At 68.4% G+C, this 11,644-nt stretch carries 10 protein-coding genes; 7 read left to right on the plus strand and 3 right to left on the minus strand.

Annotated elements, in window-relative coordinates; all coding sequences use genetic code 11:
* Window positions 1-117 precede the first annotated feature (117 nt).
* The 7 genes from C8K30_RS24230 to C8K30_RS24260 all read left to right on the plus strand — a co-directional run bounded on the left by C8K30_RS24230 (window position 118) and on the right by C8K30_RS24260 (window position 9,394).
* Window positions 118-1,041, plus strand: a complete 924-nt coding sequence (locus C8K30_RS24230) for a sugar ABC transporter permease (RefSeq protein ID WP_108495450.1) — start codon at window positions 118-120, stop codon at window positions 1,039-1,041.
* A 5-nt stretch (window positions 1,042-1,046) separates the two neighbouring features.
* The gene (locus C8K30_RS24235; protein WP_369941070.1) at window positions 1,047-1,979 is read left to right on the plus strand and encodes a carbohydrate ABC transporter permease; all 933 of its coding nucleotides are present in this window, start codon (window positions 1,047-1,049) and stop codon (window positions 1,977-1,979) included.
* A gap of 70 nt (window positions 1,980-2,049) precedes the next feature.
* Entirely contained in the window at window positions 2,050-3,702 is a 1,653-nt protein-coding gene (locus tag C8K30_RS24240; RefSeq protein ID WP_233257407.1) for an extracellular solute-binding protein, read from the plus strand.
* A gap of 83 nt (window positions 3,703-3,785) precedes the next feature.
* Window positions 3,786-5,429 (plus strand): xylan 1,4-beta-xylosidase, encoded by a 1,644-nt coding sequence (locus C8K30_RS24245; RefSeq protein ID WP_233257408.1) that lies wholly within the window; start codon window positions 3,786-3,788, stop codon window positions 5,427-5,429.
* 53 nt (window positions 5,430-5,482) lie between these two features.
* The gene (locus tag C8K30_RS24250) at window positions 5,483-7,654 is read left to right on the plus strand and encodes a beta-galactosidase (protein ID WP_233257409.1); all 2,172 of its coding nucleotides are present in this window, start codon (window positions 5,483-5,485) and stop codon (window positions 7,652-7,654) included.
* A complete protein-coding gene (locus tag C8K30_RS24255; RefSeq protein WP_108495454.1) occupies window positions 7,651-8,397 on the plus strand; it encodes a DUF624 domain-containing protein in 747 nt (248 codons plus the stop codon). Before C8K30_RS24250 ends, C8K30_RS24255 begins: the two co-directional genes overlap by 4 nt.
* Before the next feature lie 76 nt (window positions 8,398-8,473).
* Window positions 8,474-9,394 carry a hypothetical protein gene (locus tag C8K30_RS24260; protein ID WP_108495455.1) on the plus strand — a complete coding sequence of 307 codons (921 nt, stop codon included), beginning with the start codon at window positions 8,474-8,476 and terminating at the stop codon, window positions 9,392-9,394.
* Between the two features lie 144 nt (window positions 9,395-9,538).
* On the opposite strand, the gene C8K30_RS24265 is transcribed toward C8K30_RS24260, so the two are convergent.
* The 3 genes from C8K30_RS24265 to C8K30_RS30790 all read right to left on the minus strand — a co-directional run bounded on the left by C8K30_RS24265 (window position 9,539) and on the right by C8K30_RS30790 (window position 11,542).
* A complete protein-coding gene (locus tag C8K30_RS24265) occupies window positions 9,539-10,810 on the minus strand; it encodes an ATP-binding protein (RefSeq protein ID WP_108495456.1) in 1,272 nt (423 codons plus the stop codon).
* A 109-nt stretch (window positions 10,811-10,919) separates the two neighbouring features.
* Complete coding sequence (locus C8K30_RS24270) at window positions 10,920-11,300, minus strand: type II toxin-antitoxin system death-on-curing family toxin (RefSeq protein WP_108495457.1); 381 nt, start codon at window positions 11,298-11,300, stop codon at window positions 10,920-10,922.
* On the minus strand, window positions 11,300-11,542 hold the full coding sequence (locus tag C8K30_RS30790; protein WP_158281113.1) for an AbrB/MazE/SpoVT family DNA-binding domain-containing protein: 243 nt from the start codon (window positions 11,540-11,542) through the stop codon (window positions 11,300-11,302). The genes C8K30_RS24270 and C8K30_RS30790 overlap by 1 nt, the downstream gene beginning before the upstream one ends.
* Between the last annotated feature and the right edge of the window lie 102 nt (window positions 11,543-11,644).

An 11,644-nucleotide genomic window follows, 5' to 3' on the forward strand; every position in this document is an offset into this window, starting at 1 on the left:
CCACCAGGTTATGGGACCGCCTTGACGATCAGATGTCACCCACCCTACTGTCCCAGACGACAAGCACTGTCGGTAGCGACGCCGATAGTTTCGAAAACGTTCCACAACGAGGTGGGGATGGCACAAGAGCTGCGTGGCACCGAATCGTGGGGCCTGGCCCTGCGCAAGCACTGGCGCCTGTACACCTTCGCGATCCTGCCGATCGTGTGGTTCGTGGTGTTCCGCTACCTGCCGATGGCCGGCAACATCATCGCCTTCCGCAGGTTCCGGCCGGGCGGCTCGATCTTCGGCGAGGAGTGGGTCGGGTTCTACTACATCGAGCGGTTCATCCAGGACCAGGCGTTCTGGCAGGCGTTCCAGAACACCGTGATCATCGGCGCGCTGACGCTCGTGATCGTGTTCCCGCTCCCGATCATCCTGGCCCTCCTGCTCAACGAGCTCCGCTCGCGGCTGTTCAAGCGGTTCGTGCAGACGGTCAGCTACCTGCCGCACTTCATGTCCATAGTGATCGTCGCCGGCTTCGTGTTCGAGCTGACGTCCCTGGACGGCACGGTGAACCGGCTCGTCCAGCTGTTCGGCGGCGAGCCGGTCTCGTTCATGCAGCAGGCGGACTGGTTCCGCACCATCTACGTGTCGTCCGAGATCTGGCAGACCGTGGGCTGGGGCACGATCCTCTACCTGGCCACGCTGACCACCATCGACGCGCAGCTCTACGAGGCCGCCCGGATCGACGGCGCCAACCGCTGGCAGCAGACGTGGCACGTCACGCTGCCCGGTATCCGGCCCACGATGATGGTGCTGCTCATCCTGAACATCGGCCAGTTCATGCAGGTGGGCTTCGAGAAGATCTTCCTGCTCTACAACACGCTGACCCAGCCGACGGCGGACGTGATCTCCACGTACATCTACCGCGTCGGCCTCACCTCCGGGCAGCTGAGCTACGCCACGGCGATCGGCCTGTTCGAGGCCGTGATCGGTCTGGTCCTCGTCTTCTCCGCCAACGCCATCTCGCGCCGAGTCACCGGGAGCTCCCTGTGGTGAACACCGTGTCCACCGTCGAACCCGTCGGCAACGCCGTCCCGGACCTGGCCCGCCCGCGTCCGGGGACCACCACCGTCAAGGACACGCCCGGCTACACGGTGTTCCGCTGGGTCAACGCAACGGTGCTGGTGCTGGTCGCGGCCGTCACGCTGTACCCGTTCCTCAACCTGGCGGCGCGGGCGTTCAGCTCCGAGGCGGCGATCCGCAGCGGCGACGTCACGGTGTGGCCCATCGGCTTCAACACGACGACGCTCATGTCGGTTCTGGAGCAGGACCTGTTCTGGCGCAACTACCTGAACACGGTCGTCTACACGGTGGTGGGCACAGCGATCGCCATGGCGTTGACCACGACGTTCGCCTACGTGCTGTCGAAGAAGTACGTGAAGGGCCGCATGCTGCTGGTCGGCTTCGCGGTCTTCACCATGTTCTTCACCGGCGGCCTCATCCCGAACTACATCCTGGTCAGCGAGCTCGGCTTCAAGAACACGATCTGGGCGATCGTGGTCCCGCAGGCGATCAACGTCTTCAACCTGCTCGTCATGAAGTCGTTCTTCGAGAACTTCCCGACCGAGCTCGAGGAAGCCGCCGCGATCGACGGGCTCACCACCTACGGGATCTTCTTCCGGGTGGTGCTGCCGCTGAGCAAGGCGGTGCTCGCCACGATGGTCCTGTTCTACGCGGTCTGGTTCTGGAACTCCTGGTTCCCCGCGTTCCTGTACATGGACGACCCGCAGATGTACCCGGTGACCGTGTTCCTGCGGAACATCATCGCCGGCGCCACCGGCACCGGCGAGGGGCTGAGCGACATCGCGGTCCAGATCGGCGCCAACGTCAAGGCAGTGACGATGCTGCTCACCGCGCTGCCCATCGTGTGCCTCTACCCGTTCGTGCAGAAGTACTTCGTGTCCGGCGTGATGCTCGGCTCCGTGAAGGGCTGAGCAGCGCGCCAGGCATCCGCCGTCGAACCATCCGCCGTCGAACGACGACGTTCATACCCCGGAGGAAAACATGAGGATCACCCGTAGAAAGGCCATTGCGGCGACCGCCGTGGCCGCCCTCGGACTCACGCTCACCGCGTGCTCGTCCGGCGGCGACGACGGAGACGGCGACGCCGTCGACGTCTCCGCGCAGACGACCGGCGCCATGGAGGACTACGGCGTCGGCACCACCTTCAAGGCGACCGAGCCGCTCGAGTTCGGGCTCATGTACCGCGACCACCCGAACTACCCGCTCAAGGACGACTGGTCGATCATCGAGCGGCTCAAGGAGGAGCACAACGTCACCTTCGACATCCAGTCGGTGCCGCTGGCCGACTTCGAGCAGAAGCGGTCGCTCCTGATCAGCTCGGGCGACGCGGCCGACCTCATCCCGTCGACCTACGCGGCCGACGTCGAGACGCTCACGTCCGGTGGCGCGCTCCTTGCGGTCTCCGACTACCTCGACTACCTGCCGAACTTCCAGGACAAGGTCGAGAAGTGGGGGCTGCAGGACAACCTGGACCGCCTGCGTCAGGCGGACGGCAAGTTCTACGTGCTGCCCGGCCTGCTCGAGAGCCCGAAGCCCTCGTACTCGATAGCCATCCGCGAGGACTGGTGGGAGGACGCCGGCCTCGAGGACCCCAAGACCTGGGACGAGTTCGCCGACCAGCTCGAGGTCATCAAGGAGGAGCACCCCGAGCTCGACTACCCGTACACGGAGCGCTGGTCCATCAACGGGCCGATGGAGGCCACCCTCCAGGCGGCGGCGGGCAACTTCGGCACCGAGGCGGGCTGGGGCTACGGCGACGGCGTGACCTGGAACGGCTCCGAGTACGAGTACACCGGCGCGTCCGAGGGCTACAAGGAGCTCGTCACGTACTTCGCCGACCTCGTGGACCGCGGCCTGCTCGACCCCGAGGGGCTCACCCAGGACGACGACGCGGCCAAGGCGAAGTTCACCACCGGCAAGGCGGCCGCCATCGGGTCGAACGACCAGGAGGCCGTCGTCTACCGCACGGGCTTCGAGGAGGCCGGCAACAAGGACGCCAAGGTGAAGCACCTCGTGGTCCCGGCCGGTCCGGCGGGCAACATCATGGACGCCACCACCGGCGGCCAGTTCGAGTCCGGTATCGCGCTCTCGTCGAGCGCCGCCGAGCGGGACGACTTCGTCGCCATGCTGCAGTTCATCGACTGGCTCTACTACTCGGACGAGGGCCTGGAGTTCGCCAAGTGGGGCGTCGACGGCGAGACGTACACCAAGGAGTCCGACGGCACCCGCACGCTGGCCGACGACGTCGACTGGGGCGGCCTCAACCCGGGCGCCTCGAAGTTCCTGAACACCGACTACGGCTACTACAACGGCGTCTGGACGCTGGCCCACGGCTCCACCACGGACCTGGTCAAGTCGACGCTCACGCCCGAGGTGCAGGAGTTCCTCGACGAGATGAACCAGAAGGACGTCGCGGAGAACGGCCCGGGCATCGCCATGGACGAGATGCAGCGCGAGGAGGCCTCGCTGCTGCAGACCAACCTGCAGGACCTCGTCATGACCGGGACCTCGCAGTTCCTCCTGGGCGACCGGTCGCTCGACGAGTGGGACGCCTACGTCGCCGAGCTGGAGAGCGCCGGCATGTCCACCTACGTCCAGACGGTGAACGACGCCGCGGGCGTCACGACCGAGTAACCACCCGTTGAGTGCGGGATCTTCGCCCTCCGGACCCGGTCCGGAGGGCGAAGATCCCGCACTCGACGAAGCAGAGGAGCTTCGTGGAGCGCGTCATCGTTTCTGTTCAGGGCAGCGGGGTGCTGGGGGATGCCTGGCGGGCCTGCGTCGGGACCGGGCGGTTCAACCTCGCGCTGCGGCAGGACTACCAGGACTCCCTCGCCCTGGTGCAGCGCGAGATCGGCTTCCGGCACATCCGGGGCCACGGCCTGCTGCACGACGACGTCGCCGTCCACCGCCCGTACGACGCCGCGGGCCACCGGGGTACCGCCTACGTGTTCACCTACGTGGACCAGGTGGTGGACGCCTACCTGAACCTGGGGATCAAGCCGTTCCTCGAGCTCGGGTTCATGCCCCGCGGCCTCGCCTCCGGTGACCAGACGGTGTTCTGGTGGCTGGGCAACGTCACCCCGCCGCGCGACCACGCCGAATGGGCGAGCCTGGTGCGGGCCCTGCTCCGGCACCTCATCGACCGGTACGGCCTCGACGAGGTGCGGACCTGGCCCGTCGAGGTGTGGAACGAGCCCAACCTCACCCACTTCTGGAAGGACGGGGACCAGGGGGCGTACTTCCGCCTCTACGAGGCGTCGGTCCTGGCGGTGAAGGACGTCGACGCCGAGCTCCAGGTGGGCGGCCCCGCCATCTCCCCCGGGGCGGACGACTGGTGGGAGCCCTTCGCGGAGTTCGTCACCACGCGCGACCTGCCTGCCGACTTCCTGTCCGTGCACGCCTACGCCTCGGGCCCGGCGCAGCACGTGCCGTTCGGCGTCTACCAGACCCTCCGGCGGCCCCAGGACCTGCTCGACCAGTTCGCCAGGCCCCGCAAGATCCTCGCCGGGACGGCGCTCGCGGACCGGCCGCTGCACATCACGGAGTTCAACACGAGCTACCGGCCCGACAACCCCGTGCACGACACGGCGTACAACGCCGCCTACCTCGCGCCGGTGCTCGCGGAGGGCGGCGAGCACGCCGCCTCCTTCGCCTACTGGACGTTCAGCGACGTCTTCGAGGAGGAGGGCGTGCCGGCGTCGTTCTTCCACGGCGGGTTCGGCATGCTCGGCTACCGGCAGGTGCGCAAGCCGACGTTCCACCTGTACGCCTTCATGGCACGGATGGGGCCGGAGGTGCTTGCCCGCGGCGTCGACCACCTGGTCACGCGCCACCCCGCGACGGGGCAGGTCACGGTGCTCGCCTGGCAGCCGGTGGGCGGCACGGACGACCCGGCAGAGCCCGACCGGCACGAGGTGCGGCTGAGCGTCCCGGTCGCTCCGGTGGCCGCCCTTCGACAGGTTCAGGACCCGCCGGTCGAGGCTTCCGACCAGGATTCGGCCGGCTCGACCGGCTCGACCAGCTCGGCCAGCGGATCGCGGGTCTTCGTCATGCGGCACGACGTCGACGAGTCCGCCGGCAACGCGTGGGCGGCCTGGCGCGAGATGGGGCGGCCCGCGTCGCCGTCGGGCAGACAGCTGGACGCGCTGCACGAGGCGAGCGAGCCCGCCCGGCGGGCGTACTCGCTCCCCGTCGTCCCGACGGCGGACGGCGGCCGGGTGGACCTCGACCTGCCGATCGGGCGGCACGGCGTCACGCTGGTGACCCTGGATCCGGTGCGTGACGAGACCCCGCCGTGGCTGGACGACGCCCGGATCCTGGGCCGCGCGGACACACTGCCGGGTGCGGGGTATCCATGAGCTCAGTACGTCCCGACCCGGCAGATGTCCCGCACTCAGCGGAAGGAACAGGCGTGATCGACACCAAGATCCTGTACGGCGGCGACTACAACCCCGAGCAGTGGCCGCGCGCCGTCTGGGAGGAGGACTACGCCGCCTTCGGCAAAGCCACGATCGACACGGTGACGCTCGGGGTCTTCGCGTGGTCCTACCTGCAGACGGACGAGGACACCTACGACTTCTCGCGGCTCGACGAGATGGTGGCGCGCGCCGTCGAGGGCGGCGCGCGCATCGTGCTGGCCACCGCGACGGGCGCGCTGCCGCCGTGGCTCGCGCACCAGCATCCCGAGGTGAACCGGACCGACTTCCAGGGGCGGGTGCACACGTACGGGCAGCGGCACAACGCGTGCCCCAGCTCGCCCGTGTACCGGCGGCTGTCCGCCGAGCTGGCCGGCCGGATCGCCGAGCGGTACGCCGGCACGCCCGGCCTGGTTGCCTGGCACGTCGGCAACGAGTACGGCGGGTTCGACGGCGGCTGCTGGTGCGAGCACTGCGCCGCCGGGTTCCGGGTGTGGCTGCGCGAGCGGTATGGCACCCTCGAGCGCCTGAACGACGCGTGGAACGCGACGTTCTGGTCGCACCTGTTCTCCGACTGGGAGCAGATCGTCCCGCCGAACATGCTGAGCGAGCACTGGCGCGGACCGGACCACACGGCGTTCCAGGGCATCACGCTGGACTACCGTCGCTTCCAGTCCGATGCGATGCTGCGCAACTTCCGCGACGAGAAGGCGCGCATCCGCGAGCACGACACGACGCTCCCCGTGACGACCAACTTCATGGGCCTGTTCAAGCCGCTCGACTATCACCGGTGGGCCGAGCACCTCGACTTCGCGTCCTGGGACAACTACCCGCCCGGCCCGCGCGAGCACACCCGCATGGCGCTGGCCCACGACCTGATGCGCGGCCTCAAGGACGGTGCGCCGTTCTGGGTGATGGAGCAGACGCCGACCATCACCGCCTCCCGGGACGTGAACCCGGTGAAGCGGCCCGGCGTGCTGCGGCTGTGGTCGTGGCAGGCCGTCGCGCACGGCGCGGACGCCGTCCTCTACTTCCAGCTGCGACAGTCGAAGGGGGCGTGCGAGAAGTATCACGGTGCGGTCCTGGACCATGCGGGGCGGACGGACACGCGGTCGTTCCGCGAGATCGCGGGCCTGGGCGGGGAGCTCGCCGCGCTGGGCGACGCCGTGCTCGGCGCACGGACCCCGGCCCGGGTCGCGCTGCTGTTCGACTGGGACTCCTGGTGGGCCGCCGAGATGACGGACGGCTTCAACCGGCACGTGAAGTACCCGGCAATCGTGCTCGCGTACTACCGGGCGCTGTGGGCGGCGGGCGCGCAGGTCGACGTCGTGCCGGTGACGGCGGACCTGTCGCGGTACGACGTCGTCGTCGCGCCGATGCTGCACCTGCTCAAGGGCGATATCGCGGCGCGTCTGGAGGCAGTGGTGCGACGGGGCGGGTCGCTGCTGACGACGTTCTGGTCCGGGCGCGTTGACGAGGACGACAACGCCTTCCTCATGGACGTGCCCGGGCCGCTCGGCCCGGTGCTGGGCCTGCGGATCGAGGAGACGGACTCGGCCGAGCCTGGGGTCACCAACCCTGTGACGCTCCGGCTGCCCGACGGCGAGGCCGGCCTCGGGGTCCCCGCGAAGTCCCGCGGCGGAGCAGGGGCTTCGTGGGGTGAGGGCGGCGAGGTGGTCGCCCCGGGCGGTGCGGGTCCGGTCGACGCCGGTCCGGGCACCGGGCTGGTCTCCGACGCTGGGCTGGTCATGGAGATCCTGGTGCCGGACGGCGCCGAGGTGGTCGGCACCTACGGCGCAGAGTTCTACGCGGGCACGCCCGCCGTGACCCGCAACCGGCCCGACGGCCCGGACAGCGGCGAGGCCTGGTACGTCGCGACCGGCCTGGACGACGCCGGGGTGGAGTGGGTGGTGCGGCGCGTACTCGACCGGCACGGGCTCGTGGGCCCGTACGCCGACGCGCGCGACGTCGAGCTCGCGGTGCGGTCCAAGGACGGCGTGCGGTTCGCGTTCGTGCTGTCGCACGCGACCGAGCCGGTCGACGTCGTCGCGCACGCGTCCGGCGTCGACCTGCTGACCGGCCGGACCGTGCGGCAGGGGGAGACGCTCCGGCTCGACCCGGCCGACGTCGTCCTGCTGCGCGAGGACGCACCGAGAGACCCGGCATGAGCGCCGGCGGGTCGGGTGTGACCGGTGGGCCGGGTGGGCCGGGTAGGTCCGGTGAGTCGGGCGAGGGCGAGCGGCGCGAGTTCGGGGAGGGCGTCCTCGGCCGCGCGACCGCCGTCGTCTACTGGTACCTGATGGTCGAGGTGCTGCTCGTGGTCGCGGTCCTGCCCGGGGCCGTGGCGTCGCTCTTCCTGGAGCGGACGCCGGGCAATGCCCCGCTCTTCGCGCTGTGCCTGCTGCCGGTGGGGCCCGCGGTGTCGGCGGGGTTGTTCGCGCTCCGCGACCGGACGAAGGCCGAGGGGCTCACGCCGGCGTCGTCGTTCTGGCGCGGATACCGGCTGAACTGGGCGGACGCCCTGAAGGTGTGGGTGCCCGGGCTCGCCGTGGGCGTCGTGATCGTGCTGGGGCTGGCGAACGTCGGCGCGGGCGGCGTGCCCGGCTGGTATGCCGGCGCGCTGGTGGTGGTGGGGATCGGCCTGGCCCTGTGGATGGTGAACGCGCTGGTGATCGTGTCGTTCTTCGGGTTCCGGACCAGGGACGCGGCGCGGCTCGCCGCGCACTTCCTCGGCGCGCGGCCGCTCGTCACGCTCGGCACGCTCTCGCTCCTGGTGCTCGCGGCCGGGATCGTGGCCCTGACCACGGAGGCGGTGTTCGGCCTGCTCGCGGTGGTGTGGCTCGCGCTGGTGCTGCGCAACGCGCGGCCCCTGCTGGCCGACGTCGAGGAGCGGTTCACCTCCGCGAGGTGACCCTCGGTTGCCATCGTGATGACGGTATGGCGGGGCAACATTGTCCGATCTGGGGTACTTGCGCCAGGGTATGTGCATGGCGATCAAGCAGGGGGACCCGGCAAGACTGACCTATCGCTATCTGCGGGTGGCGATCGTCGCGGTGGTGCTGGTGCTGTTCGTGTCGCTGACGATGCAGATCGTCGCCGACCACGGGCGGCTGGAATCGGGCGAGGAGTGGTGGTACGCGACGATCAGCTCCTACTTCTACTCGCCGGTGCAGAGCATCTTCGTGGGCACGCTGGTGGGCATCGGGACGTGCCTCATCGCGATCAAGGGCCGGCACGGCGCCGAGGAGGTGCTGCTCAACTTCGCGGGCATGTTTGCGTTCGCCGTGGCGCTCGTTCCGACGCCGCTCGACGCCGAGATGTGCCCCGGTGAGCCCTACTGCCTGGACGTGCCCGAGCGGGTCGGCAACAACATGGGGTCGCTGCTCGTGGTCGGCGGCCTGGTCATGCTGCTGTCGACCTGGCCCCGGCGTCGCGACCTGGGCAGCCGCGAGGGCTGGGACCTGTGGATCAACTGGCTGACGTGGGCGGCGACCGGGGTCTGGCTCCTGGTGTGGCCCGGGAGCTTCCTTACGGCAGCGCACTACACCGCGGCCATCCTGCTGTTCGCCTGCCTCGTCGCCGTCGCCTGGATCAACGGCACGGACCATGCGGTCACGGCCCAGGCGCTCGAACGGCTGCGCGGCATGTCGGCGGCGGCGTACCGGGTCTGGTACCGGTGGATCGCGGTGGTGATGGCCACGGTGCTCGTCGTGGGTCTGGCCACAACGGTCGTGCTCGACCGGTACTTCCCGGACTTGTTCCCGCAGACGCTGTTCGTGGTCGAGACCGTGATGATGCTGATCTTCGTGCTCTTCTGGGTGCTGCAGACCATCCAGTTCTGGGACATCGACCTGCCGGCGGGCGCCCGCGTCGCGGACGTGCGGCTTCCTGGCGATACACCGGTGTAGGCCGGGCCGGCGAGGGCTGTGAGAGCGTCGCCCGATGAACGTGACCCGCTCGATCATCCTCTTCGTCGCCGCAGCCGTGTTCGAGATCGGCGGCGCCTGGCATGTACGCCCCGCGCGCGACCGCCGGCTTCGGGGCCAGTATCGCTATGGTCCGAGCAGCGCCGCCGGGATGACTGCGATGCCGTCTCTCCGTCGGTAGGCGTACTCGCCGGCAGTCACAACCACGGCGTCGATCAGGTTGTCTCCGATCTTCTCCTTCAGCCACTTAAGGTGCTTGACGTCAGCGTCCTCGGCACGGTCCGAGAGCTTTACCTCGATGGCGATGACCCTTCCGTCACGTCGTTGGACTATGAGGTCGACTTCGTGGTCACCACCCCGTGTGCGTAGGTACGAGACCCGTGCGTCGGCGTTCTCTGCATAGACCTTGATGCTCAGGCCGACGAGGTGCTCGAACAACGCGCCAAGAATGGTGCCGTCAGGGATGGTGACCGATCCTTGGTCCGCGCGAAGGAGCTTGTCGGGCCCAAGGCTGAGTAGGCGCGCCGCAAGTGCTGGGTCGGCCAACTGATGCTTCGGTGTCTGCGTCAGCCTCTCCAGATGATTGTGACCCGGAATCCAAGCCGGGATGTCGTCGAGCAGCCATAGCGATCCGAGCGCGTCACGGTATGACAGCACCGTGGTGCGCGCGGGCTTGTCTGAGTCGCCGACTGTAGCTGCGTCAAGGATCTTGGTATAGCTCGTCGTGCTAGATGTTGCGGCTGCGTAGGCAGTCAGCCAGGCGCGGAGGGTGCGGGGCCGCCGCACTGAGTATCCCTGTTCCGGGAACTCCCGCTGCACTACGTTCTCCAGATAGGCGTCGAGCAGCGATTCACGGATACGCCGCGGTTCGTCTCGGATTGCCGGGAGCCCGGACGCAGTGATCTCCTCGACGTAGTCGGTCAGACGAAGGCTGGTGGTGCCGGCAACGGCTGCGTTGTCTTCGTTGAGCAATGTCTTCAGGCTGACGCTTGCCTTCTCAATCTCTCGCTCCGCCAGACTGAGTGGGCGTAGTCGCATGGGGACGATGCGGCCCGCCCCGGAATGTACGACCGCACCGCGAGGAGCGGAGCTGCCTGCGATGATGAAGTGTCCTCGTGGGGTTCCAGCATCGACGGCGCGACGCACGTAGTCCCACACCTGTGGCATGCGTTGCCACTCGTCGACCAGCACCGGTCCGGGCATGGTAGTGAGGATGCTCGGATCGGTGTCGATGATCTCGCGCGTCCGTGGCAGGTCGAGATCGACGATCGTCTTGGCGCGTTGCGCTGCGGTCGCGGTCTTTCCAACGCCTTTGGGGCCATGGATCGAGATGGCTCGTAGCGAGGGCTGTAGCTCATCCAGGAGGTCGTCGATCACGCGCCGGCGATAGGTGCTCACCCTTGTACGCTACAGATCGCAGGACATCTACGCTACATTTCGCAGGCTCTGTACTGGACATATCGCGGACCCCCTGCGCTACGGATCGCGAGGCGCATGCCTGGCACGATCAGGCGTCGGGCTCGAACATCGACTCGAGCTGGTCGGCGATCCAGTCCAGCTCAGGGTGGTCGGACGCAGCCTTGAGCACGAGTGCCTCGTGCTCTTCCACCGTGCCGGCCAGATCCGGGTAGCCGTTCACGCGATACGTTGCTGCGACGACGATCCACGCGAGGCGCTTGTTGCCGTCGACGAGCGGGTGGTTTCGGTTCACCGAGTCGAGCGTGGCCGCCATCTTGAGGTGGATTCCGGGGTAGAGCTCCTGGCCGTACGAGGTCATGCTCGCTCGCGCCAGGGATGCCTCCAGCAGTCCGAGGTCGCGGACCACGGGCTTGATCTGTTCCGCGACCTCGAACATCCGCAACGCGATGTGCGCCGGGACGAGGTGCATCACTGTGCGAGCCGGTTCAGGAGCTCTCGGTCACGCTTGCCGACGTAGTCGGCTGCAGCGAGCCAGTCCTCGGCCGTGGGGCGTGCGTCCTCCGCAGGTCGTCCAAGCTCGACCTTCGAGATCACCACCGCACCGTCGACAACCCTGAAGTCGAGGGCGTCACCGACATGCAGACCGGCAGCCTCGGCGATGTCCTTGGGGACGGTCACCTGGTTCTTGGGGCGAAGGGTCAGGATCGTCATGCCAGCCTCCGGTAAGAGATTCCTACTATCTAACCATCCTACCCACGCGGGTGATCTCGATACCTTGAGCACGCCACCCTGAGACGGCCGCCGATGACTTTC

Origin of the sequence: Promicromonospora sp. AC04, assembly GCF_003058225.1 — a bacterium.
Classification (GTDB): domain Bacteria; phylum Actinomycetota; class Actinomycetes; order Actinomycetales; family Cellulomonadaceae; genus Promicromonospora.

Coding starts and splice junctions, on each gene's coding strand:
- C8K30_RS30790 (WP_158281113.1), bottom strand. CDS start 11,542: ATGACGATCCTGACCCTTCGCCCCAAGAACCAGGTGACCGTCCCCAAG.
- C8K30_RS24260 (WP_108495455.1), top strand. CDS start 8,474: ATGGCGATCAAGCAGGGGGACCCGGCAAGACTGACCTATCGCTATCTG.
- C8K30_RS24255 (WP_108495454.1), top strand. CDS start 7,651: ATGAGCGCCGGCGGGTCGGGTGTGACCGGTGGGCCGGGTGGGCCGGGT.
- C8K30_RS24240 (WP_233257407.1), top strand. CDS start 2,050: ATGAGGATCACCCGTAGAAAGGCCATTGCGGCGACCGCCGTGGCCGCC.
- C8K30_RS24230 (WP_108495450.1), top strand. CDS start 118: ATGGCACAAGAGCTGCGTGGCACCGAATCGTGGGGCCTGGCCCTGCGC.
- C8K30_RS24270 (WP_108495457.1), bottom strand. CDS start 11,300: ATGCACCTCGTCCCGGCGCACATCGCGTTGCGGATGTTCGAGGTCGCG.